23 protein-coding genes are annotated in these 23,510 nt (G+C 64.0%); 16 read left to right on the forward strand and 7 right to left on the reverse strand.

Annotation, left to right across the window (positions count from 1 at the left end; translation table 11 throughout):
* The first annotated feature begins 69 nt into the window (after positions 1 to 69).
* The 4 genes from PQR02_RS00440 to PQR02_RS00455 all read left to right on the forward strand — a co-directional run bounded on the left by PQR02_RS00440 (position 70) and on the right by PQR02_RS00455 (position 4,919).
* Positions 70 to 1,455 (forward strand): efflux RND transporter periplasmic adaptor subunit, encoded by a 1,386-nt coding sequence (locus PQR02_RS00440; RefSeq protein WP_408223826.1) that lies wholly within the window; start codon positions 70 to 72, stop codon positions 1,453 to 1,455.
* Positions 1,456 to 1,529: 74 nt separating this feature from the next.
* On the forward strand, positions 1,530 to 3,020 hold the full coding sequence (locus PQR02_RS00445) for an efflux transporter outer membrane subunit (RefSeq protein WP_408224622.1): 1,491 nt from the start codon (positions 1,530 to 1,532) through the stop codon (positions 3,018 to 3,020).
* A 230-nt stretch (positions 3,021 to 3,250) separates the two neighbouring features.
* On the forward strand, positions 3,251 to 4,453 hold the full coding sequence (locus PQR02_RS00450; protein WP_459252051.1) for an MFS transporter: 1,203 nt from the start codon (positions 3,251 to 3,253) through the stop codon (positions 4,451 to 4,453).
* Between the two features lie 280 nt (positions 4,454 to 4,733).
* Positions 4,734 to 4,919: a hypothetical protein gene (locus PQR02_RS00455; protein WP_408223832.1), complete on the forward strand. Its 186-nt coding sequence runs from the start codon at positions 4,734 to 4,736 to the stop codon at positions 4,917 to 4,919.
* A gap of 91 nt (positions 4,920 to 5,010) precedes the next feature.
* Here PQR02_RS00455 and mgrA read toward each other — a convergent pair whose 3' ends face one another.
* The gene (gene mgrA, locus PQR02_RS00460; RefSeq protein WP_408223835.1) at positions 5,011 to 6,054 is read right to left on the reverse strand and encodes an L-glyceraldehyde 3-phosphate reductase; all 1,044 of its coding nucleotides are present in this window, start codon (positions 6,052 to 6,054) and stop codon (positions 5,011 to 5,013) included.
* 216 nt (positions 6,055 to 6,270) lie between these two features.
* Between mgrA and PQR02_RS00465 the strand changes: the two genes are divergently transcribed.
* Positions 6,271 to 6,477, forward strand: coding sequence for a DUF3185 family protein (locus PQR02_RS00465; protein WP_408223838.1), 207 nt, complete (start codon positions 6,271 to 6,273; stop codon positions 6,475 to 6,477).
* A gap of 109 nt (positions 6,478 to 6,586) precedes the next feature.
* Here the strand turns inward: PQR02_RS00465 and PQR02_RS00470 are convergent, their stop codons facing one another.
* Positions 6,587 to 7,348 carry a phytanoyl-CoA dioxygenase family protein gene (locus PQR02_RS00470; RefSeq protein WP_408223841.1) on the reverse strand — a complete coding sequence of 254 codons (762 nt, stop codon included), beginning with the start codon at positions 7,346 to 7,348 and terminating at the stop codon, positions 6,587 to 6,589.
* Between the two features lie 153 nt (positions 7,349 to 7,501).
* Positions 7,502 to 7,729 (reverse strand): hypothetical protein, encoded by a 228-nt coding sequence (locus tag PQR02_RS00475; protein WP_408223844.1) that lies wholly within the window; start codon positions 7,727 to 7,729, stop codon positions 7,502 to 7,504.
* A gap of 79 nt (positions 7,730 to 7,808) precedes the next feature.
* On the opposite strand from PQR02_RS00475, the gene PQR02_RS00480 reads away from it, so the two are divergent.
* Positions 7,809 to 8,177: a hypothetical protein gene (locus PQR02_RS00480; RefSeq protein WP_408223847.1), complete on the forward strand. Its 369-nt coding sequence runs from the start codon at positions 7,809 to 7,811 to the stop codon at positions 8,175 to 8,177.
* Between the two features lie 201 nt (positions 8,178 to 8,378).
* Here PQR02_RS00480 and metK read toward each other — a convergent pair whose 3' ends face one another.
* Complete coding sequence (gene metK / locus PQR02_RS00485) at positions 8,379 to 9,569, reverse strand: methionine adenosyltransferase (RefSeq protein ID WP_408223850.1); 1,191 nt, start codon at positions 9,567 to 9,569, stop codon at positions 8,379 to 8,381.
* A 278-nt stretch (positions 9,570 to 9,847) separates the two neighbouring features.
* Between metK and PQR02_RS00490 the strand changes: the two genes are divergently transcribed.
* From PQR02_RS00490 to hslU, 9 genes are all read left to right on the forward strand, one after another.
* Positions 9,848 to 10,732: a lipid A biosynthesis lauroyl acyltransferase gene (locus PQR02_RS00490; protein ID WP_408223853.1), complete on the forward strand. Its 885-nt coding sequence runs from the start codon at positions 9,848 to 9,850 to the stop codon at positions 10,730 to 10,732.
* Between the two features lie 104 nt (positions 10,733 to 10,836).
* Positions 10,837 to 11,712 carry a diaminopimelate epimerase gene (dapF, locus tag PQR02_RS00495; RefSeq protein ID WP_408223856.1) on the forward strand — a complete coding sequence of 292 codons (876 nt, stop codon included), beginning with the start codon at positions 10,837 to 10,839 and terminating at the stop codon, positions 11,710 to 11,712.
* Positions 11,713 to 11,770: 58 nt separating this feature from the next.
* Positions 11,771 to 12,493 carry a DUF484 family protein gene (locus tag PQR02_RS00500; protein WP_408223859.1) on the forward strand — a complete coding sequence of 241 codons (723 nt, stop codon included), beginning with the start codon at positions 11,771 to 11,773 and terminating at the stop codon, positions 12,491 to 12,493.
* Positions 12,494 to 12,541: 48 nt separating this feature from the next.
* Positions 12,542 to 13,465, forward strand: a complete 924-nt coding sequence (xerC, locus tag PQR02_RS00505) for a tyrosine recombinase XerC (RefSeq protein WP_408223861.1) — start codon at positions 12,542 to 12,544, stop codon at positions 13,463 to 13,465.
* Positions 13,466 to 13,539: 74 nt separating this feature from the next.
* On the forward strand, positions 13,540 to 14,742 hold the full coding sequence (locus PQR02_RS00510) for a class I SAM-dependent rRNA methyltransferase (protein WP_408223864.1): 1,203 nt from the start codon (positions 13,540 to 13,542) through the stop codon (positions 14,740 to 14,742).
* Between the two features lie 190 nt (positions 14,743 to 14,932).
* Entirely contained in the window at positions 14,933 to 16,027 is a 1,095-nt protein-coding gene (locus PQR02_RS00515; protein WP_408223867.1) for a CobW family GTP-binding protein, read from the forward strand.
* 669 nt (positions 16,028 to 16,696) lie between these two features.
* Entirely contained in the window at positions 16,697 to 17,116 is a 420-nt protein-coding gene (gene dksA, locus PQR02_RS00520) for an RNA polymerase-binding protein DksA (protein WP_012431412.1), read from the forward strand.
* Positions 17,117 to 17,559: 443 nt separating this feature from the next.
* Positions 17,560 to 18,096, forward strand: a complete 537-nt coding sequence (hslV, locus tag PQR02_RS00525; RefSeq protein ID WP_006050517.1) for an ATP-dependent protease subunit HslV — start codon at positions 17,560 to 17,562, stop codon at positions 18,094 to 18,096.
* Between the two features lie 9 nt (positions 18,097 to 18,105).
* Positions 18,106 to 19,452, forward strand: coding sequence for an ATP-dependent protease ATPase subunit HslU (hslU, locus tag PQR02_RS00530; protein ID WP_408223871.1), 1,347 nt, complete (start codon positions 18,106 to 18,108; stop codon positions 19,450 to 19,452).
* Positions 19,453 to 19,580: 128 nt separating this feature from the next.
* On the opposite strand, the gene PQR02_RS00535 is transcribed toward hslU, so the two are convergent.
* Entirely contained in the window at positions 19,581 to 20,123 is a 543-nt protein-coding gene (locus PQR02_RS00535; protein ID WP_408223874.1) for a response regulator transcription factor, read from the reverse strand.
* On the reverse strand, positions 20,120 to 21,430 hold the full coding sequence (locus tag PQR02_RS00540; protein ID WP_408223877.1) for an ATP-binding protein: 1,311 nt from the start codon (positions 21,428 to 21,430) through the stop codon (positions 20,120 to 20,122). Before PQR02_RS00540 ends, PQR02_RS00535 begins: the two co-directional genes overlap by 4 nt.
* 123 nt (positions 21,431 to 21,553) lie before the next feature.
* On the opposite strand from PQR02_RS00540, the gene PQR02_RS00545 reads away from it, so the two are divergent.
* Positions 21,554 to 23,206, forward strand: a complete 1,653-nt coding sequence (locus tag PQR02_RS00545) for a tetratricopeptide repeat protein (RefSeq protein WP_408223880.1) — start codon at positions 21,554 to 21,556, stop codon at positions 23,204 to 23,206.
* A gap of 48 nt (positions 23,207 to 23,254) precedes the next feature.
* Here PQR02_RS00545 and PQR02_RS00550 read toward each other — a convergent pair whose 3' ends face one another.
* Complete coding sequence (locus tag PQR02_RS00550; protein WP_408223883.1) at positions 23,255 to 23,479, reverse strand: cysteine-rich CWC family protein; 225 nt, start codon at positions 23,477 to 23,479, stop codon at positions 23,255 to 23,257.
* Between the last annotated feature and the right edge of the window lie 31 nt (positions 23,480 to 23,510).

The following is a 23,510-nucleotide window of genomic DNA, read 5'->3' on the forward strand; positions in this document are numbered from 1 at the left end:
TGCGGCGCGTATGGCGTGCAACACAAGAGGCAGCATCGACTGCCCACGCAAACTCACAGGGGAAGTTTGATGGAAGCACAACGTCCAGACGGTTCCGGCAGCGCGCGCGATCCCGCGAAGGCGAGGCGCGCGCACTGGGTCATCGTCGTGGCGGCGGTGGTGGTCATCGCGCTCGCGGTCCAGGGCATCTGGTCGCGTCACACCGCGCACGCGGCGCTCGAACGCGATGCCGAGCATACGAGCCAGATGAGCGTCGAAGTCGTGCAGCCGCAGAAGTCGTCGGCCGGACTCGATCTCGTGCTGCCCGGCAACGTGCAGGCCTTTCTCGACACGCCGATCTACGCGCGCACCAACGGCTATCTGAAGAAGTGGTACGCCGACATCGGCGCGCGCGTGAAAAGCGGTCAGTTGCTCGCGGAAATCGACACGCCGGAAGTGGACGATCAACTGCGCGCCGCCCGCGCCGATCTGGCTAATGCCAACGCGAACTATGCGCTCGCGAAAAGCACCGCCGATCGCTGGACTGAAATGCTGAAGAGCAAGTCAGTGTCGAAGCAGGAGACCGACGAGAAGGTCGGCGACATGCTCGCCAAGAAGGCCACGCTCGATGCGGCGCGCTTTAACGTCGCGCGTCTGGAGAAAACGCAGTCGTTCCAGAAGGTCTACGCGCCGTTCGACGGCACGGTGACCGCGCGCAACGTGGACGTCGGCGCGCTGATCGATGCGGGCAGCGCGGGCGGCCCGGCGAAGGAGCTGTTTCATGTCGCGCAGGCGGATCGGCTGCGCGTGTATGTGAACGTGCCGCAAGCCTACGCGCAGCAGGTGCGCGCGCGGCAGACGGCGTTTCTCACGCTGACCGAGACGCCGTCGCGGCATTATCCTGGCACGGTGGCGCGCACCGCGGGCGCCGTCGATCAGCAACAACGGACCATGCTGGTCGAAGTCGATGTCGACAACCGCAATGGGGAATTGCTGCCCGGCGCGTATGCGCAGGTGCATTTCGCGTTGGGCGCGGGCGCGGCGCCGTTCACGCTGCCGGGTAACGCGTTGCTGTTCCGGCCGGATGGCGTGAAGGTCGCGACTGTCGATGCGCAACGTAAAGTGAAGCTGCTGCCCGTGTCGCTCGGCACGGACTTCGGCACGCGCGTCGCGATTGCGTCCGGCTTGCGCGGCGACGAGCAGGTGATCCTGAATCCGCAGGACTCGATCGTCGATGGCGCGCCGGTGCGGATCGTGCCGCGTAAAGCGGAAGGAGCGCCAGGGGCTTCCGGTGCGGCAGCCGGCGCTTCGGGTTCGGCGGCTGGTGCTACGGGTGCGGCGGCGAAGGGCGAAGAGGCAACGGGTACCTCCAGCGCGGCGGCAAGCGAGGGGAAAACCGCGAACGCTTCGACTTCGGAATCGGAACCGCCGATCATTCGTGCCAGCGCGCTGCCATCGGCGAGGGCTTCGTCATGAACGCGCGAGCCTCGCGCCGCAATGTCACGCCGCGACCGGCCGCCGCGAAGATTCGTCTCGTGGCGCGCGGGCTCATGCGTGGCTCCGTGCGCACCGGCATGCGCGCGTCGGCATTCGCGCTGACCGTCGCCCTCGCCGCTTGCACTGTCGGCCCCGACTATGTGAAGCCGCCCACGCCCACCGCGGCGACGTACAAGGAACTCGAAGGCACCGGCTGGAAGCCCGCGCAACCCGCCGACACGCTTACGCGCGGCGCGTGGTGGAGCATCTACTCAGACCCCTCGCTCGACGCGCTCGAACAGCAGGTCGCGAACGCAAACCAGAACGTGCAAGCCGCCGAAGCGCGCTTTCGCGCCGCCCGCGCGACGGTCGCGCAATACCGGTCGAGCTTCTTCCCGCTGGTCACCGCGAACGCCGCGTATTCGCGCGCGCGGACCTCGGAGAACGTGCTGCACAAATCGACCGCCGGCCTCACGCTAAACGACTACCTCGTGCAAGCCGACGCCTCGTGGGAACCAGACCTGTGGGGCCGCGTGTCGCGCAGCGTCGAGGGCGCGAAGGCCGAAGCGCAGGCCAGCGCCGCCGACGCGCAAGCCGTGCTCCTGTCGATGCAAGCCGAACTCGCGACGGACTACTTCGAGCTGCGCGGACTCGATCAGGAGCGTCAGCTTCTCGAGGACACGATCAAGGCCTACCGCGAAGCGCTGGATCTGACGCAGCATCGCTACGCCGGCGGCATCGCCACCGACGCCGATGTCGCGCAGGCGCAGACGCAGCTGAAGACCACCCAGGCGCAAGCGCTCGACCTCGGCGTGCAGCGTGCGCAACTCGAACACGCGATCGCGATTCTGATCGGTCAGGCGCCGTCCATATTCTCGCTGCCGGTTGCGCCGCTCGCGGCCGTGCCCGTGGTTGCGGAAGCGGGCGTGCCGTCGGCGTTGCTCGAACGACGGCCCGACATCGCGTCCGCGGAGCGGCAGGTCGCCGGGATGAACGCGCAGATCGGCGTGGCAACGGCGGCGTTTTTCCCGAACCTGATTCTGTCGGTGACGGGCGGGCTCGAAGCGACCAACTACAGTCAGTGGCTGCTCGCGCCGAGCCGGCTGTGGTCGCTCGGGCCGACGCTCGCGGGCACACTGCTCGATTTCGGCGGACGCGCAGCCGTTAAAGAACAGGCTCGCGCGCAATACGACGAAAGCGTCGCGCAATACCGGCAGACGGTGCTGAGCGCGTTCGGTCAGGTCGAGGACAATCTCGCCGCGCTGCGCGTGCTCGAACAGGAAGCCGCCGCGCAGGACGACGCGGTGGCCGCCGCGCAGCGCGCGCTGGCGGTCGTATCGGACCGCTACAAAAACGGCGCGATCACTTATCTCGACGTGGTCGTCGCGCAAACGACTTCGCTGACCAACGAGCGCAACGCAGTCTCCATCGCGCGCCGCCGGATGGCCGCGAGCGTTGCGCTCGTCAAAGCGCTGGGCGGCGGCTGGAATGCGTCCGACCTGCCGAGCGACGAACAGATCGTGCATCCGTCCGCGCCGGCCAGCGATGCGGCGGCACATGGGTAGTTGCCCATTTCAACTATTGGTTTCGGCCGTCGGTTCACTGCGAGAAGAGAAAAACGAGCGGGCGGCGCTGCACGGCTTGCCGGCCCGCTCGTTTATTTCAGCGTATCCTTAACTCCTTTGTGAATTTCGCGTTTCCCAAGGAGATTTTTCTCGTGACCCCGCCGCCGGAATCCCACCGGACTGCTACCTCGGCTGCTCCTTCTTCGCCTGCTGCTCCCCGCACTGCCACCGTGTCCGACGTTCCGTACCTCGAACGGGGCACGCGCGCGTACTGGCGCGCCAGCATCGCGCTGCTGTTTGCCGGCTACGCGACCTTCTCGCTGCTGTATTGCGTGCAGCCATTGCTGCCATCGTTTTCCGCGGCGTTCGGCGTGACGCCGGCTCAAAGCAGTTTGTCGCTCTCGCTCACCACCGCCGCGCTCGCACTCGCCGTGTTCGTCGCCGGCTTCGTCTCCGAAGGCTGGAGCCGTCACAAACTGATGACGTTGTCGCTCACGGTGTCGGCCCTGCTGACCATCGGGGTGTCGATCGCACCGCATTGGCATCAGTTGCTCGTGCTACGCACGCTCGAAGGGCTCGCGCTCGGCGGGGTGCCCGCCGTTGCGATGGCCTATCTCGCCGAGGAAGTGCATCCGGATGGGCTCGGTCTCGCGATGGGTCTTTACGTCGGGGGCACCGCAATCGGGGGGATGGCGGGGCGCGTGATTACCGGCGTCGTCGCGGATCTGTTTTCGTGGCGCGTGGCGATCGGCACGATCGGCGTGCTGGGTCTGCTGTCGATGCTCGCGTTTCGCGCGCTGCTGCCGCCCTCGCGTCACTTCGTGCCGCGTCGCGGGCTGGGCTTCGCGCATCATCGCGCCGCGCTGCTCAGGCAATTCACGCGGCCGGGACTGCCGTGGCTGTTCCTGCTCGGCTTCGTGCTGATGGGCAGCTTCGTCACGCTGTACAACTACATCGGCTATCGGCTGCTCGCGCCGCCTTACCAACTGAATCAGACGGAGATCGGCGCGATCTTCGTCGTATATCTGACCGGCGTGGCCGCGTCGCCGTGGTCGGGCCGCATGGCCGACACGTTCGGCCGTGCTCGCGTGTTGACCGGCAGTCTGCTGTTGATGGTGCTTGGTCTCGCACTCACGATGCTGCATCCGCTAGCGATGATCGCAACCGGCATCGCGTGCGTGACGTTCGGTTTTTTTGCCGGGCATTCGGTGGCGAGCGGCTGGGTCGGACGCCTCGCCAAGGACGCAAAGGGCCAGGCCGCCGCGCTGTATCTGCTCGCGTACTACATCGGTTCGAGCGTGATCGGTTCATACGGCGGCCATGTCTGGGCCGGTCACGGATGGAATGGCGTCGCAGGGCTCGTGGGCGCGCTGCTCATTATCGGACTGGTTGCGGCGAGGCGTTTGCGCGGACGCGAACAAGCCCACGCGTAGCCTGCGCGCTCGGCAAGCCGTGACCCAGTGCGCATGGAAAATCGCCAAAGAGTAAGGCCGGCGTAAGCAAACACTTCACTTTTTTCGATCTGTTTGCTGCGCTGCGCCAATCACGACGGCCCTTGCCGCACTGGGTTCAGCGGCTTGCGAAAAGTCGCCGCCACGCCGCGAAGGGCTGTTATTTCGATCCCGCTGTCTCCTATACTCAAATCGAGCGCGAACGGAACCAGGCTCCCCATACCGAGCCGGCCCCGCGCGGGTAATACATAAGGAGACGAATATGACGACCTACTTCACGCTCGGCGATTTCATTCTGGTCATCCCGATGGCTCTGGCCGGTGCCCTGTTTGTCGGCGCGCTTCCGTGCAAGACGGAACTACGGCACAACGCGCTGCGCGTGCTAGGCGCGCTGCTCGGCGTGGTGGTCGCGGTCGTGCTGGTCGAAGGTCTGCCCGCGCTGGTGTAGCGAAAGAAAAAGCCGCCTCCTGGGCGGCTTTTTCGCTTCCTGCGTTTTTTATTTCCACGCGGTTATTTCCACGCGGTGTGGGTCACACGGATCAGATCGCCTGATCCGTCGATGGCTTTTCCCACAGGTTGATTCCGCCTTCGGTGGCGTAGCGATCGATCTCCGCGAGTTCCTCTTTCGAGAACGCGAGGTTCTTTAACGCGCCGACGTTCTCACGCACCTGCTCCGCACGGCTCGCACCGATCAGCACCGACGTCACGCGCGGATCGCGCAATGCCCACGCGAGCGCCATTTGCGCAAGACTCTGTCCGCGACGCTGCGCGATGTCGTTGAGCTTGCGCACGTGCTCGATGTTTTGCGCGCTCAAATGCTCCTGCTTCAACGATCCGCCGCCCGGCTTGTTGACCCGCGCGTCGGCCGGCACGCCGTTCAGGTACTTGCCGGTCAGCAGCCCCTGAGCGAGCGGCGTGAATGCGATTGCGCCCGCGCCGACCTTCTCCAGCGTATCCAGCAGTTCGTGTTCGATCCAGCGGTTGAGCATGTTGTACGCGGGCTGGTGGATCAACAGCGGCACCTTGTACTCGGCGAGCAGCTTCGTCATTTCGAGCGTCTTGGCGGCCGAGTATGACGAAATGCCGATATACAACGCCTTGCCTTGCTGCACGGCGCTCGCCAATGCGCCGGCGGTTTCTTCGAGCGGCGTGTCGGCATCGAAGCGATGCGAATAGAAGATGTCGACGTAGTCGAGGCCCATGCGCTGCAGGCTCTGATCGAGACTGGCGAGCACGTACTTGCGCGAGCCGCCGCCCTGGCCGTAGGGGCCCGGCCACATGTCCCAACCGGCCTTCGACGAAATGAGCAGTTCGTCGCGATACGGTTTGAAATCGTCCTTGAACAGGCGGCCGAAATTCGTCTCCGCGCTGCCGTACGGCGGGCCATAGTTGTTCGCGAGATCGAAGTGCGTGATGCCGAGGTCGAACGCCGTGCGCAGGATGTCGCGCTGGGTGGAGATCGGCGTGGCGTCGCCGAAGTTGTGCCACAAGCCGAGCGACAGCGCCGGCAGTTTGAGACCCGACTTGCCGCAGACGCGGTACTGCATGTCCGAATAGCGTTCTGAAGCTGCTTCGTAAGCCATTGCTAATGTCCTTGTTGGTGAAGTCGCCCGGCCGATGCGGGCGTGAGACGATCACACGTTGCGGGAGGCATGCCGCTTTAGAGGTTTGTGTCGAAGTGCGGCCAGACCACTATGTTAGCCAATCGACGCGATGCGTGCAGACGCCCAGTATGCGGGATGGACGACTGGTTGCGCCTCCCCTACACTTTGGCCGGTCAAAGCAGATGGGAGGACTACATGACGAAGGCGATTTCAATCGCGCTGATTGTCGGCGGTATCGTGTTGCTGTATTTCGGCGGACAGGCGTTCAACTCGGTTAGCAGCGATGTCGCTCGCGTGTTCACCGGTTCGCCGAGCAACAAGGCGATCATGCTGATCGTGGCAGGCGTAGTGGCGACGCTCGCCGGATTGACGGGCGTGGCGATGTCCGGCCGCAAGCGGTGATTGTTCGCGGGATCGTGAACTTGTGTGGCGCTGGTCTTGCCTCGCGGTTCTGCGCGGGGCTTTATGCCCCATGGCATGAACGTGAATCAGCGCCACCGCAGATAAAAATCTAAAAGGCCACCTCAGGCTTCGCGGCCGACCGCGTACCCGGCAACGGCACATTGCTCGCGCCGTGATAGGTGTAAACCAGAGAAAACTTCACCTGATCGCTGAGATTCTTGCCGGCCGAATGCAGCGTATTGCAGTGGAAGAACACCACGTCCCCGGTGTTCAATTCGGGCGACACCGCGCTGCGAATCCACATCTGGTTTTCTTCCAGATCGGAGCGGAAAAACTTGGCCTGGTCGAAACGCTCGGAGGTGAACGCGGCGCTGTGCGACTTCGGCACGAACCATAGCGCGCCGTTATCGACCGTTTCCGGGCCGAGCGCGAGCCACACCGACATCAGGTCGTCACGCTCGAACGACCAGTAGCGCACGTCGCGATGCCAGCCGGTCAAGCTGCCATACGCGGGATGCTTGGTCATCATGCAGTTGTGATGCGCGCGCGACAGGCGCGGTTCTTCGCCGAAGTACAACTCCATCCAGCCGCGAATTTCCGGCGCGGTGGCCCACTGCGCGAACGCCGGATGACGCCCATATGCATCCAGTAACCGCCGCACAGTATGTCCGCCCGGCGAGGTTCTCGACGACGGCGCTCCGGGGTATTGCAGATCCGCTTCGAACTCGATCGGCGCGGCCGCTTCCTGCAACTGCTGCTGCGCGATCTGCTTCAGTTCCGCGCAACGCTCGGGCGACACCAACCCCGGCACCACGACAAAGCCCTGCTCCTGCAACGTGTGAATCTGTTCTTTCTTCGAATGGAGTGACATGGTGATCCGTGGCTGTCGACTAGCTGATGCTCGATTGTAAAGCGGGCGCGATCGGGTTGCGCTGATTCCGCCGCTCCGACGCCGCGGCCTTACGCACGACTTTCACGCGCGATGCGCCACCGCGACGCACTTCGAATGTGCAAGGACGCACGATCATCGATCGCAAAGGGCTGGGCCGAAGTTGCTCCCGACGCGGCTCGAGTCGGTAAAAACCCGTATTCGCAGGGTAAAAACCGACTTTCTGATGTCATCAACCAGGTGTAGCCTGTTGGCATGTTGATCGCCGCCTCCGTATTTTCTTGTCGCGCACAGGCCGCTATGGCCCATCCCGCCGACCACCGCGCTTTTTCCTGTCGAATTCCAGGCTTTCGCGTCGTCCATTGCGACATCGTCATTGGCACACTTGGTGCTGCTATTGGCGCACCTTCCGTCCCGCGACACGTTGCCTATCTGTGAAGCCATGCACACTCTTCTGAATACCCCTCTCACCCGCGCCGCGCTGAAAGCGGCGCGTCCCGCCCGCCGCCACATCGTCCGTGCGCTGCGTCATCACGCAACCCGCACGCGCGCGCTGGGCGAACAATGGCGCGATGCCAAAGCGGTCGACGGCATTCGGACCTGGTTCCAGACGTTCTTCTCCGCCATGCGTCTGCAAGGCGCCTCGCGCCGCCTTTCGCTGCGCACGCTGTTGCGCAAGCCGACCCCGCTGCGGCTGACCGTCGCAAAACGCGTAGCGGTCGTCGCGCCGCAGAATCCGAGCCGCCGCCCGCGTCGCACGTCGACGAGCAGCAGCAGCGGCTGGTTTGCGTTTCCGTTTGCCAGCCGTTGAGGCGTTAAGGCGATTGTTCAACACGTTGTCGCGCTAACACTGCGGATAAGCGCCGCATTTTCAGGCAGCTCCGTATCGCGATTTTGATCGCGGCCGCGTGCCGCGTATTTGCTGCGCGTCAAAGCGGCAAACGCATGGCAAATAAAAACCCCGCCGGCTCACGCCGGCGGGGTTTTTTTACTGAAGAGAAAGCGGCTCGCGTTAATCCGCCAGCGCGGCAACCGGCTCCGTGCCCGCGGCCTCGGCGAGAGCGAGTGCCTTGTCGATGGCTTCCCACGTGAATTCCGGCTCTTCGCGGCCGAAGTGACCATAAGCCGCGCTCTTCTCGTAGACCGGGCGCAGCAGATCGAGCATCTGGATGATGCCCTTCGGACGCAGGTCGAAATGCTCCTGCACCAGACGCGTGATCGTCGCATCCGACACGCGGCCCGTACCGAACGTGTTGACCATCACCGAGGTCGGCTGAGCAACGCCGATTGCGTACGACACCTGAATCAGGCAACGCGACGCGAGACCAGCGGCCACGATATTCTTCGCGACATAACGGCCGGCGTAAGCCGCCGAACGGTCGACCTTCGACGGGTCCTTGCCCGAGAATGCGCCGCCGCCGTGCGGCGCCGCGCCGCCGTACGTGTCGACGATGATCTTGCGGCCGGTCAAACCGCAATCGCCTTGCGGACCGCCAATCACGAAGCGGCCAGTCGGGTTCACGAGGAACTTGATGTCACCCTTGATGAGCTCGGCCGGCAGCGTCGGCTTGATGACTTCCTCGATCACGGCTTCGCGCAGCGTCTCCAGATCGATGTCCGGCGAATGCTGCGTGGACAGCACCACGGTGTCGATCGAATACGGCTTGCCGTCGACGTAACGCACGGTGACCTGCGACTTCGCATCCGGACGCAGCCACGGCAGACGGCCGTCGCGGCGCAGGTTCGCCTGACGCTCCACCAGACGGTGCGACAGGTGGATCGGCAGCGGCATCAGTTCCGGCGTTTCTTCACATGCGTAACCGAACATCAGGCCCTGGTCGCCGGCGCCTTGATCGAGGTTGTTGTCGTGCGCGCGGTCCACGCCCTGCGCGATGTCCGGCGATTGCTTGTCGTACGCGACGAGCACCGCGCAGCCGCGGTAGTCGATGCCGTAGTCGGTGTTGTCGTAGCCGATTCGCTTGATGGTGTTGCGCGCGACCTGGATGTAGTCGACGTTGGCGGTGGTGGTGATTTCACCGGCCAGCACGACCAGACCCGTGTTGCAGAGCGTTTCGGCCGCGACCCGCGAGTATTTGTCCTGCGCCAGGATTGCGTCGAGAATGGCGTCCGAAATCTGGTCCGCGACTTTGTCGGGATGGCCTTCGGAGACGGATTCGGAAGTGAAGAGATAGTCGTTTGCCACGTTGCAGACTCCTGTTTGGTGGTTACGGTTGAGTTTCACGTAGCCAGCTTCGGGGAGCCTTGAAGCGGCGACGCTTTAGCGGATTACCTTACCGGTGGGCGCTGATTGCATGGATCGCACCCGCTGGCTTCGCCCCGCAAGTTGTCTATTAACTCGGCGAAGCCCTTATTATAGCGACTTCCTTCGTTTGTCACAGAGTGTCCACGAGTGCGGTGTTACGTCAATTTTTCCGCTTTCCTGAAATCCGTCACGCGCCACGCCCCGTTTCCGGAGGCGGCGTGCTGAGCCGCTATGGCGCGCAGCTCGCGATCGGGCTGCTGAAACTTCTTGCGTTGTTGCCCTACGGTTTCGTCGCCCGTCTCGGCGACGGGCTCGGCTGGCTGCTCTATCAGATTCCCAGCCGGCGCAAGCGCATCGTCCACACCAACCTGAAGCTGTGCTTCCCCGAGTGGAGCGACGAGCGCCGCGAGGACGTCGCGCAAAAGCACTTCCGTCACGCGATCCGCAGCTACCTCGAACGCAGCGTGCAGTGGTTTGGCTCGGCGAAGAAGCTCGAAAAGCTGATCCAGCTCGACAGCGCGATCGATCTGACGGACCCGGATCTGCCGCCCACGCTGTTTCTCGGCTTTCACTTGGTCGGCATCGAGGCCGGTTCGATCTTCCTGAACTATTCGCTCAAGCGTCAATGCGGATCACTGTACCAGCCGATGTCGAACCCCGAACTGGAAGAAGTCGCCAAAGCGGCGCGCGCGCGTTTCGGCGCGGACATGGCAAGCCGCGCCGATAGCGCGCGCATCGTGTTGCGCTGGCTGCGCGAACGCAAGCCGGTGATGCTCGGCGCGGACATGGATTACGGCGCGCGCAACTCCACCTTCGTGCCGTTCTTCGGCGTGCCGACCTGTACCCTGACCGCGGTGGGACGTCTCGCGAAGGTCGGACGCGCGCAGGTCGTGCCGTTCATCGGCGAAGTGCTGCCGAACTACAAGGGTTATCGCCTCAGGGTGTTCAAGCCGTGGGACAACTACCCCACCGGCGACGACGACGCCGACGCGCGCCGCATGAATGCGTTTCTCGAAGAGCAGATTCCGCGGATCCCCGAGCAGTACTACTGGGTGCACAAGCGCTTCAAAACCCGGCCGCCGGGTGAACCGAGCGTGTACTGAGCCGCGCCGCCAGCGCAGTCAGAGCAGTCAGCGACAGAAGCGCCCCGGCGCGGAAATAGCATGACGTTCGGCTTACCCGCGGGCGCGTCACTTACAATAGCGTGATGAAACTGAAATTCACCAAAATGCACGGCGCGGGCAACGACTTCGTCGTGCTCGACGGCTACACCCAACCGGTCAACCTGACGCCGGCTCAAGTGCGCGCGCTCGCGGACCGGCATTTCGGCGTCGGCGCCGATCAATTGCTGCTGGTCGAAAAACCCGCCGTGGAAGGCGTCGATTTCCGCTATCGCATCTTCAACTGCGACGGCGGAGAGGTCGAGCATTGCGGCAATGGCGCGCGCTGCTTCGTCAAGTTCGTGCGCGACAGCGGCCTGACTGATCGGCGCAGCATACGCGTGCAAGTGCAGAAAGGCATCATCACGCTGACGATGCAGGACAACGGCGAAGTGGTGGTCGACATGGGCGCGCCGGTGTTCGACCCGGAACGCGTGCCGTTCGCCACCAAGGGCATCGAAGGCCGCCGGGAAGGCGCGGACACGCTCTGGCCGCTCGACGTGAACGGTACGACGCGCTGGATTTCGGTGGTGTCGATGGGCAATCCGCACGCGGTGCAGGTGGTCGACGATGTCGAGGCCTTCCCGGTGCTGACCGAAGGTCCCGTGATCGAGCGCCATGCGCGGTTCCCGCAGCGGGTGAACGCGGGCTTCATGCAGATCGTCGGCCGCAGCGAGATCAAGCTGCGCGTCTTCGAGCGCGGCGCGGGCGAAACGCTGGCGTGCGGCACGGGCGCCTGCGCGGCGGTCGCGGCCGGCATCCGGCGTGGGCTGCTGGACGCGCCGGTGCTGGTGCATACGCACGGCGGCAAGCTGACCATTTCGTGGGACAACACGCGTGAAGGCGAGCCGCTGCTGATGGCCGGTCCCGCTTCGACCGTATTCGAAGGCGAGATCGAACTGGCCGACGCGTTGCCCGCTTGAACTGATTGACCGATGCGCCGCCCCTAGGGCGTCGTCCTGTAGTCCTTTAGCCGAAACCATGAACGATCGCGAAGTCGCCGAATACCTGCTCGCCAACCCCGAATTCTTCGCCGAACACGCGGAGATGCTCGCGACCATCCGGCTCGCGAATCCGCACGGCAAAGCCGCGGTGTCGCTGCAGGAGCGGCAGATGGAAATGCTGCGCGACAAGAACAAGCATCTCGAACGACGCCTCGCCGAGCTGCTGCGCTACGGTCACGAGAACGACAGCATCGCGTCGAAATTCAACCGCTGGACCATCCGCGTGATGGCCGAGCGCGATCCGTACGGGCTGCCGCGCACGATCGCCCACGGTTTGCGCGACATCTTCGACGTGCCGCAAGCCGCGCTGCGCGTGTGGGATGTGGCTGAGCCGTACGCCCAGGCCGACTTCGCGCGCCATGTCGGCGAGGAAGTGCGCATTTTCGCCAGCAGCCTCACCACGCCGTACTGCGGCGCGAATACGGGCTTCGAAGCGGCGCAGTGGCTAGTGCCGGCGCTCAGCGCCGGGGCCGACGACAACGCAGCCGGCAACGCGACATCCGAGTCGACGCACGTCACCGAATCGATCGCCCTGCTCGCGCTGCGCGACCCCGAAGGCAACGAGGAAGCGCCCACCTTCGGCCTGCTGGTGATGGGCTCGGCCGACGCGCGCCGTTTCCACGACGGCATGGCCACCGACTTCCTGACGCAGATCGGCGCGCTGGCAAGCGCCGCGCTGAGCCGTCTGCTGCCGCGCTGAGCGCGCGCTCACCGACGCTCGCCCGCGCCAGCCGCTCCGAAGCCCATCGTGACCGCCGCCGACCCGATCGCCGCCTACCTGTCTAATCTCGAACATGAGCGGCGGCTGTCGGCGCATACGTTGCGCGGCTACACCCACGAACTCGAGGAACTCAGGCTGCTGGCCAAAGGCCGGCCGCTGGAAAGCCTGACCGCCGTCGACATTCGCGGCGCCGTCTCGCGCGCGCATTCGGGTGGGCTGACGGCTCGCTCGATCAGCCACCGGTTGTCGGCGTGGCGCGCGTTTTACCGCTGGCTCGCCGGGCGCGTCGAACTGCCGGCTAATCCGGTCGCCACCGTGCGTGCGCCGAAGCAGGCGAGGACGCTGCCCAAAGCCCTCTCCGTCGACGACGCCGCGCGCCTGATGGAAAGCCCGGCCGCCGCATCGCCCGAAGGTTTGCGCGATCACGCGATGCTCGAACTGTTTTACTCGTCCGGGCTGCGTCTCGCGGAACTGGTCGGCCTCGACGTCCGTTTCGCCGACAGCGACGGTTACCGGTCCGCCGGCTGGCTCAAGCGGGAATCCGCCGAGGTCGAAGTGCTCGGCAAGGGCAAGCGGCGCCGTGTGGTGCCGGTCGGCAGCAAGGCGGTCGACGCACTGAACGCGTGGCTCGCGGTGCGTTGGCAGATGGTGAAGCACGACCCGCATCCGCTGTTTCTGTCGGCGCGCGGCAATCGGCTCTCGCCCAATGTCGTGCGTGAGCGTGTGAAGCGCGCGGCGCTGGTCGCCGGCATTCCCGCCAACGTGCATCCGCACGTGCTGCGGCACTCGTTCGCCACGCACGTGCTGCAGTCGAGCGGCGATCTGCGCGCCGTGCAGGAGTTGCTAGGGCACGCCAGCATCACCGCCACGCAGGTCTATACCGCGCTCGATTTCCAGCATCTCGCCCGCGTCTACGACGAGGCGCATCCACGCGCCAAAAAACGCGACTGACGCCGCTTCGTGCGGCTCCCGGCCCCGCTCCGTGCGCTTGTTGCCGCGCGGCCCAATGCTCTGCAGACACCCTGATGAATACCGTTACGCTCAAACCGTCGAAAGAAAAATCGCTGCTGCGCCGCCACCCGTGGGTCTATGCCAACGCGATCGACCGCGTCGATGGCAATCCCGCGCCCGGCGCGACCGTGCTGGTGCGCGCGCACGACGGCCGCTTTCTCGCGCGCGCCGCCTACAGCCCGCATTCGCAGATTCGCGCGCGCGTGTGGAGCTTCGACGAAGCCGAGCCGATCGACCACGCGTTCTTCAAGCGCCGCGTGCAGCGCGCGCTCCTCCATCGTCAAACGATGGTGCGCGACACCGGCGCGGTACGACTCATTTTTGGCGAAGCGGACGGCCTGCCCGGCCTGATCGTCGATCATTACGTCGCCGACGACGCAGGCCAGCGCAGTCAGATCGTCTGCCAGTTCATGGCGGCGGGCGTCGAGGCGTGGAAGGAAGCGATCGTCGCGGCGCTGGTCGGCGCGACCGGCTGCCCGAATGTCTACGAGCGCTCGGACGTGTCGATTCGCCAGAAGGAAGGGCTGGAGCAGATCACCGGCGTGCTGGCGGGCGAACCGCCGTCCGAAGCCCTGATCGCGAGCGAAAACGGCGTGCGTTATCACGTCGACGTGCGCAACGGCCACAAGACCGGCTTTTACGTCGACCAGCGCGACAACCGCCTGCTGGTGCAGCAGCTCGCGCAGGATCGCGACGTGCTGAACTGTTTTTGCTACACCGGCGGCTTCTCGCTGGCGGCGTTGAAGGGCGGAGCCAAACGCGTGGTCTCGATCGATTCATCGGGCGAAGCGCTGGCGCTCGCCCAACAGAACGTGACGGCCAACGGCTTCGACGCCGCGCGCGCCACCTGGCTCGACGCCGACGCGTTCAAGACGCTGCGCCGCCTTTACGACGAGGGCGAGCGCTTCGACCTGATCGTGCTCGATCCGCCGAAATTCGCGCCGTCGCGCGAGCACGTGGACCGCGCGTCGCGCGCTTACAAGGACATCAACCTGACCGGCCTGAAGCTGTTGCGCCCCGGCGGTTTGCTGTTCACCTACTCGTGCTCGGGCGCGATCGACTCCGAGCTGTTCCAGAAGATCGTGTCCAGCGCGGCCGCAGACGCGCGCGTCGACGCGCGCATTCTCAAGCGCCTCGGCGCGGGCGTGGATCATCCGTTGCTCACGGCGTTTCCTGAAGGCGAATACCTGAAGGGCCTGCTGTTGCAAATCGCCTGATTGCCCATAGTTTCCGGGTTATTTCGCGCCAGGGCGGCGCTCGCGGCAGCGGCTCGAACCCCGCCCGTCAGCGCGGGCTTGACAGATATGTTTCAATAACCGGCTAGACGGGCTGCGCGCCATCCGGCTGCCGCGTCCGGCCTATTCTTCTTCCGATCACGCATCGTTTCACGACCTACAGGCGACCAACATGATTCCAGTCACCATCCTGACCGGCTTTCTCGGCAGCGGCAAAACTACCCTGCTCAAGCGCATCCTGAACGAAAAACACGGCATGAAGATTGCCGTCATCGAAAACGAGTTCGGCGAAGAGAACATCGACAACGAGATCCTCGTGCAGGACACGAGCGAGCAGATCATCCAGATGAGCAACGGCTGCATCTGCTGCACGATTCGCGGCGACCTGTCGCGCGTGCTGGGCGATCTGGCCGCGAAGAAGCAGGCGGGCGAAGTGGACTTCGACCGCGTCGTGATCGAAACCACCGGTCTGGCGAATCCGGGCCCGGTCGCGCAGACGTTCTTCATGGACGACCAGATCGCCGGCGAATTCCTGCTCGACGCGATCATCACGCTGGTCGACGCGAAGCACGCGAACCATCAACTGGACGAGCACGAAGTGGTGCAGCGCCAGGTCGGTTTCGCCGACCGCCTGTTCATCACCAAGGCCGATCTGGTCGACGAGAACCACGTGGCCGATCTGCGTCACCGTCTGCTGCACATGAACCCGAAGGCGGCGATCAAGGTCGTCAATTTCGGCGAGGCGGACATCAAGGAAATCTTCGACCTGCGCGGCTTCAATCTGAATTCGAAACTGGAAATCGACCCGGACTTCCTCGTCGAAGATGAACACGCGCATAGCCACGCGCACGCGCATGACGAGCACGGCCACACCCACGCCGACCACGATCACGAAAACTGCGATCACGACCACGGCCAGTGTGACCACGAAGGCCACGACCACGCGCATCATCACCACGCGCATCACGACGACAAGATCAAGTCGTTCGTGTACCGCAACGATCGTCCGTTCGATCCGAACAAGCTGGAAGATTTCCTCGGCGGCATTCTGCAGATCTACGGCGAACGCCTGCTGCGCTACAAGGGTGTGCTGTACATGAAGGGTGTCGATCGCAAGGTCGTGTTCCAGGGCGTGCATCAGATGATGGGCAGCGATCTGGCCGCGAAGTGGCAACCGGTCGAGAAGAAGACCAACAAGATGGTGTTCATCGGCATCGAACTGCCGCAGGACCTGATCACCGACGGTCTCGACGCCTGCCTCGCCTGAGCGTTCTTCCAGTTGGCGGCGCATGGGGCGCGCGGTGTCCGGCGCACTGAACGAGGTGCGCATCGCGCCCTGCCGCTCCGGGCATGCACCTCGCACGCATGCTCGCACCCTTAATCATCTGCTGAATACACGCGAGCCGCCTGAAGGGCGGCCGAAAAGTCGCGCACGTGAAAAGCACGTGAAAACCCTGCTGTATTAAAGCGCGCACGACCATCGCTTTTTGATCGGGCGCGCGTTATATTTTCGGGATATCGATGCGCTGTAAGGAGATTTTCGCTAGTTGCGGTGCAAGATTGTGATTCAGTTACAATACGTGCCCACTGGAGAATGACAACGAATTGCCCGGTCAGCGCGTATCCGCGCCGGGCCAGACGCGGCGCCGGAAAATCTTGTCCGGGAAACACGCCGACAATGCCGGCTGCGGCAGCCTGAGAAAGCCAGCTGCCGGCGAGCAATGCCTCAGGAGCATTTGAGAATCGGTTTCCAGAGGAGTTCGGCCCCGCATTGGCGTTGCGACGCCCGGCGTGTGGGCGCCAGGCGCTTCGGCGTCACGACAGTCCACCGTCCGTGCCCGCCTTGGCGCTTTGCGTCTTCGAGGCGCCTTTGCGGGCAATACGAAAGTGCGGGCACTATGTAAGAGTTTTGCCTCACATTGAAGAAGTAAGCCAGATGACGACGAAACGACTCTTGACCGAAGCCGAAATCCTGAAGATGAGCGACAAGGATTACATGAATGAGGATCAGCTCGCCTTCTTCAAGAACAAGCTCGAACAGCTGCAGGCGGACATTCTCCGCAATGCCGGCCAGACGACTGAGAACCTGCGCGAAACCGTAATCGTGCCGGACCCGGCCGACCGTGCAACGATCGAGGAAGAGCATGCGCTCGAACTGCGCACGCGCGACCGCGAGCGCAAGCTGCTGAAGAAGGTGCAGCAATCGATCGCGCGAATCGATTCCGGCGACTACGGCTGGTGCGAGGAAACCGGTGAACCGATCGGCATTCCGCGTCTGCTCGCGCGACCCACGGCAACCCTGTCGCTCGAAGCCCAGGAACGCCGCGAACTGCGCCAGAAGCTGTTCGGCGACTGAACGCTTGCGGCGCGGCTCCGGGTCCGCGCCCTGATACGCTGCTTCGTCGAGAGGCGCACGGTGAACCGTGCGCCTTTTTTCTTTTGTGCGGCGCTGTTCGCGCGAAGTGGCGACGACGAGCGCACGCGGCCGCTGCGCGGCGTTGTCGAAACCTGGTTCAGTGCCAATCGTCGTGGGTTTCCGCACGCGCGTACGTCTGGCGCCTCCCCACTTTGCGCGGTCCGCCACATCATTCCCGCCGCAGTACCAATCCCGTGTTTTTGTCTTATGCCTTTTGGCAGCTCTTGATATGACCGCGCACGCCCTAAAATAAATCGGACATGCGCTGCACGAGCGCGCGCCGGCTCTCCTGAACCCGAGCGTCGCGCGCCGTCCGTTTTCAGGATTTATCCGGTAGCGCGCCGCGCTGCCGCGCCCTACCCGTTTTGCAAAGAGGAACGCATATGGAGCAATTTCACGGCACGACGATCGTCTCCGTGCGCCGCGGCGACAAGGTCGCGCTCGGCGGCGACGGCCAGGTGACCCTGGGCAACATCGTCATGAAAGGCGGTGCGAAGAAAGTCCGGCGCATCTACAACGGCAAAGTGCTGGTCGGCTTCGCCGGCGGCACGGCCGACGCCTTCTCGCTGCTCGACCGCTTCGAAGCGAAGCTGGAAAAACACCAGGGCAATCTCACGCGCGCCGCCGTCGAACTCGCGAAAGACTGGCGCACCGACCGCATGCTGCGTCGTCTGGAAGCCATGCTGATCGCCGCGGACGCGACCACCACCCTCGTCATCACCGGCAACGGCGACGTCCTCGACCCCGAAGGCGGCATCTGTGCGATCGGTTCGGGCGGCGCCTATGCGCAAGCGGCCGCCAAGGCGCTCGCCGACAACACCGAGCTGTCGCCCCGGGAAATCGTGGAGAAGTCACTGGAGATTGCCGGCGACATGTGCATCTACACGAACCACAACCGCGTTATCGAGACGATCGAGTAAGGACCCACGATGAGCACAATGACCCCCGCCGAGATCGTCTCCGAACTCGACAAACACATCATCGGCCAAGGCCGCGCGAAAAAAGCCGTGGCCGTGGCGCTGCGCAATCGCTGGCGCCGTCAACAGGTCGACGAACCGCTGCGCCAGGAAATCACGCCGAAGAACATTCTGATGATCGGACCGACCGGCGTCGGCAAGACCGAAATCGCGCGCCGTCTGGCGAAGCTCGCCGACGCGCCGTTCATCAAGATCGAAGCCACCAAATTCACTGAAGTCGGCTACGTGGGCCGCGACGTCGACAGCATCGTGCGCGACCTGATGGAAACCTCGGTCAAGCAGACCCGCGAAACGGAAATGCGCAAAGTGCGGACCAAGGCCTGCGATCAGGCCGAGGACCGCATCCTCGACATCCTGCTGCCAGGCGCGCGCCCGATCGGTTTCGGCGCGAGTTCGAACGCCGTCGACACCGCCGACGAAGGCAGCAGCACGCGCCAGACGTTCCGCAAGCGTCTGCGCGAAGGTCTGCTCGACGACAAGGAAATCGAGCTGGACGTCGAACAGCCGCAAGTGGGTATGGACATCATGGGGCCGCCGGGCATGGAAGACATGACCGAACAGATCCGTTCGATGTTCGCGAACATCGGCGGCGGCAAGAAAACGCGCCGCAAGATGAAGGTGAAGGAAGCGCTGAAGGTGCTCACCGACGAAGAAGCCGGCAAGATGCTCAACGACGAAGAGGTGAAAGCCAAGGCGGTGCAGAACGTCGAGCAGAACGGCATCGTGTTCCTCGACGAGATCGACAAGATCGCGTCGCGCAGTGAAACCGGCGGCGGCGAGGTGTCCCGTCAAGGTGTGCAGCGCGATCTGCTGCCGCTCGTCGAAGGCACCACGATCAACACCAAGTACGGCATGGTGAAGACCGATCACATTCTGTTCATCGCGAGCGGCGCGTTCCATCTGGCCAAGCCGAGCGATCTGATCCCCGAACTGCAGGGCCGCTTTCCGATTCGCGTCGAACTCGACTCGCTGTCGGTGAACGACTTCGAATCGATTCTCGTGTCCACCGATGCGAGCCTCGTCAAGCAATACCAGGCACTGCTCGCCACCGAAGACGTGCATCTCGAGTTCGCCGACGACGGGATTCGCCGCCTTGCCGAGATCGCCTATTCGGTGAACGAGAAGACCGAGAACATCGGCGCACGGCGTCTGTACACCGTGATTGAAAAGCTGCTCGAGGAAGTGTCGTTCTCGGCCGGCAATCACTCGGGCAGAGCGGTGCAGATCGATGCGGCATATGTCGATCGCGCGCTGAACGAAGTGGCCGACGACGAGGATCTGTCGCGCTACGTGCTGTGATGTTCGTGCTGTTGTCGCGTCAGACTATTTGCATTGCCTGACGCAGGTCAAACATGACGCGTAAAAAACGGGCTGCCTTTGACGAGGTAGCCCGTTGTCGTTTTTTCACCGCTTGCGCATAGGCGCACTTACTGTTTGACCGGCCGCTTCGCCAGCTTGCGCTGCAATGTTCGACGATGCATATTCAACGCGCGCGCGGTGGCCGAAATATTCCCGCCGTGTTCCGCGAGCACACGCTGAATGTGCTCCCACTCCAGGCGCGCGACCGACAACGGCGTGGGATGCTCGATCGCCTCTTCCGCTTGCAGCGCGCTCGCTTCGCTTTGCAGCGCCGACAAAATCGTTTCGACGTTGGCGGGCTTCGCGAGGTAGTTGTCCGCGCCGTCTTTCACCGCTTGCACAGCGGTGGCAATGCTCGCATAGCCGGTCAGCACCAGCATCCGCGCATCGGGTTGTAAATCGCGCAGTGGCGCGACGAGCGTGAGGCCGGAGTCGTGGCCCAGATGCAGATCCACCGTGATCTCACTGAACTTCTGCTGGTTCGCGAGCCTGATCGCTTCGTCGGCATTGTGCGCTTCGCTCACCGTGTAGCCGCGCCGGGTCAGACCGCGAGCGAGGATGCCGGAGAACACCTCGTCGTCGTCGATCACCAGAAAATTCTTTTCGCTCATGCCTGTTTCTCCGTGTTGGTTGGCGCGGCGCCCTGCAGGGCCGCGCCGGATAATTTGCGCCCGGCGAATGGCAGTCTCAGCACCGCACGCGTGCCGCGCGGCGCGATCGCGCTGACATCGGTCAACTCGACCGAACCCTTCAGACGCGCCGCCGCCGAAAAGGCCAGATAGAGACCCACGCCATGTCCGCCCTGCGTGCTGTCCACCGGCATCGCACCGAGCAAGCCGCGTAACGCAGCCGGAATGCCCGGCCCCGCATCGCAGACTTCAAACATGATGTGGTCGCCGCGCGGCGCGAGCGAGCACGACAGCGTCACGTGATCGCGGCTCGCGCGCGCGGCGTTGTCGAGCAGAATCGTGAGAATCTGGCTCACGGCCACCGTATCGTCAAGACTGACTTCCGGGGGCGGCACGCCGATACGCTCGAACTTCACATGCGGATGACGCAAGCGCCACTGCTCGGCAAACGACTCGAGCCATTCGCCGACCGGCTGCCGATTGGTCGTCGTCGACGCGCGGCTGCGCAAGCGCGCGAGCGCCGATGTGCACAACGTCATCTGTTGTTCGAGCAATTCGAGATCGGCGCTGTAAGGCGCGAGCCCTTTGTCGCTGCGTGCCGCGTCCCGTAGTTCCTCGGACAACATCGCGATTGTAGACAGAGGCGTGCCGATTTCGTGTGCCACGGTGGCGGCCTGGACACCGAGCGCGACCGCGCGTTCGTCGTGAAGCAAGCGCTGCTGCGCTTCTCCGAGCGCTGCGTCACGTAGCCGCAGCGCCCGAGACATACGCGCGACGAACCATGCGATCAGCCCGACGCTCACCATGAAGTTCACCCACATGCCGGCACGATAGTAGTCGAAGAGATTCGCGGGATTGTCGAGATTCAGCGGCACGGAATCGAAACTGAGCACCGCATAGCAGGCCACGGCGAATGCCGCGAGCCAGGCCATCAGGTGCCATGGCAACACCGCGGCGGCGATTGCCAATGATGGCAGGTAGAGCGAAACGAAGGGATTGGTGGTGCCGCCGGAGAGAAACAGCAAGGCGGACAGCGCGCCGAGATCAACCCAGATCTGGCCGAACAATTCCATATTGGATTCGGGCCGCTGCTGCGACACGCGCCACCACGTGAGGGCGTTGAAGATCACTTCGAGAGCGATCACGAGCAGCATTGCGGGCAACGGCAGATGCACGCCGATGAAGATCTGCACGATTGCGATCGTCAGGAGCTGGCCGATGATGGCGAGGCTGCGCAGCCAGAACAAATGGCCCAGATTGACCCGGCCGGTATTGGTTATACGATGCATCACACTAGTTCACCTTTCGGACGGTTCCGATTCACGTCACCGCGCTGCTGCCATAACATGGTGCATTTCCAACAACGTCGCACGGGCGGGCTTTTCACTCTCGGCCCTTTCGCCGCGCCGCCCATGCTGCCCACTCCCAATCGCGAAGCCAACGCCTCATCAGCTTTCCTGAATTATTTGCGCGAAGCCGCTGAAGCCCGCGACAACGGCATGCCAGAAACCGGCGCTGAATGGCTTGCCGCTGCGACGCAACAGCATCCATTCGACGACGCTTCGCTCCAGTCCCTCATCACTGCGTTGCTCGAACGGCACCGTCATGACGATGCTATCGAACTCGCCGTCATTATTGCGCAACTCGATCCGAATCGCGCTCTGTCGCACTTTCGTGTCGGCTATACGCTGCAAATGGCCGATCGGCATCGCGAAGCCATCGCCCATTATCGCCGCGCGCTCGCCATTGAACCGGCGCTGCCGCTGTTGCGCAACAATCTCGCCGTTGCGCTGATGCTCACCGGCGGGGACGTCAGCGAGCGGCTTGCGCTTCTGCAAAGCGCAACGCGCGACGATCCCGACAATGGGGAGGGCTGGACCAATCTCTCCAATGTGTACCGCATGAGTCTGGATCTGCCGAACGCGCTCGAGGCGGGCGCACGCGCCGTGCAGGTCGCGCCGCTCAGTCCGCTGGCGCATAACAACTATGCGCTGGCGCTACGCGAAGCGCAACGCTGGACGGAAGCGGCGCAAGCCGCAACAACGGCCTGCACGCTGGCTCCGCACGACGCCGCCATGCACTCCAACCTCGCGATGCTGCAACTCATGCGCGGCGATTACGCGGGCGGCTGGTTATCGCACGAAGCGCGCTGGGACGGCTCGGTGGAACTCGGCGGCAATCGCCCGCAGATGCCCGCGCCGACTTGGCGGGGCGAACCGCTCGCCGGCAAGACGCTACTCGTGTGGGGCGAGCAAGGCATGGGCGACGTGCTGCAGTTCTGCCGCTATATTCCGATGCTGGCCGAGCGTGTTCATCGCGAAGGCGGCCGTCTGCACTGGAATTCGTTCCCGCACATGGGTGCGCTGCTCGCACGCAGCCTCGGCTCCCACGTGGACCAGTACTCGGCGGGCGGCGGCGTCGAATCGATGCCGCCGTTCGACTACGAGATCCCGCTGCTCAGCCTGCCTCTAATCTTCAACACCCGCGTGGAGACGATCCCGGCCTCGACGCCGTATCTGCTCGCGGATACGGCAGCGCGCGAGTCGTGGCGCAAGCGGCTAGCTGGAGAATCGCGACTCAAAGTCGGGCTGACATGGACCGGCAGCCTCGGCCATCAGCGCAATCCGTTCCGGCGCGTCGGTTGGGAACGCTATGCCGAGCATTTCGGCGGCATGCAGGACGTGGCGTTCTATTCGCTGCAACCGGGCGCGACCGCCGACGTTGCCGCCGCGCGCGCGGCCGGTCTGCCGTTGACCGACTACACCGCCGAATTGGCGAGCTTTGACCATACTGCCGCGTTTGTCAGCGAACTCGATCTGGTCATCACGGTGTGCACGTCAGCGGCGCATTTGAGCGGCGCGCTCGGCCAGCGCACCTGGGTGCTGCTCGACGTCAATCCGCACTGGGTCTGGCTGCTCGAGCGCAACGACAGCCCGTGGTATCCGAGCGTGACGCTCTACCGGCAGCCCAGGTTCGGCGAATGGCAGCCGGCGCTGCAAGCCATGGCCCATGACCTGCGCATGCTGGCGGCCCAGCCTCGCGCTGCTTATCTGAACGGCACGTAGACATTGCGGCGCCGCTACGTGCGCGCGACATGCCAAAGCCCGCGCGCGTCAGGACAAATCAGCGCCTTGCCCCGCCTGAGCCGCTCGGGCGATCTCCGCGGCCAGACATTCCGGGCACAGACAGCGGCTGCGCGGATCGAGCCTGTCCGCCGGCAATGGCGGCATCTCGCGGCACCAGCACTCGGACGGCTGCGCCTGCATGGCACAGTCGAACGCGTTACCGCAGCGCGGGCAGTGCGCGCTGCTTTTGGAACGGGAAGCGGACGGTTTCATCACGGGCCGGGGTATCCGGAGGCATCGGTCA

Origin of the sequence: Paraburkholderia sediminicola (genome assembly GCF_046026895.1) — a bacterium.
In the GTDB taxonomy this organism is placed as follows: Bacteria; Pseudomonadota; Gammaproteobacteria; order Burkholderiales; family Burkholderiaceae; genus Paraburkholderia; species Paraburkholderia sediminicola_C.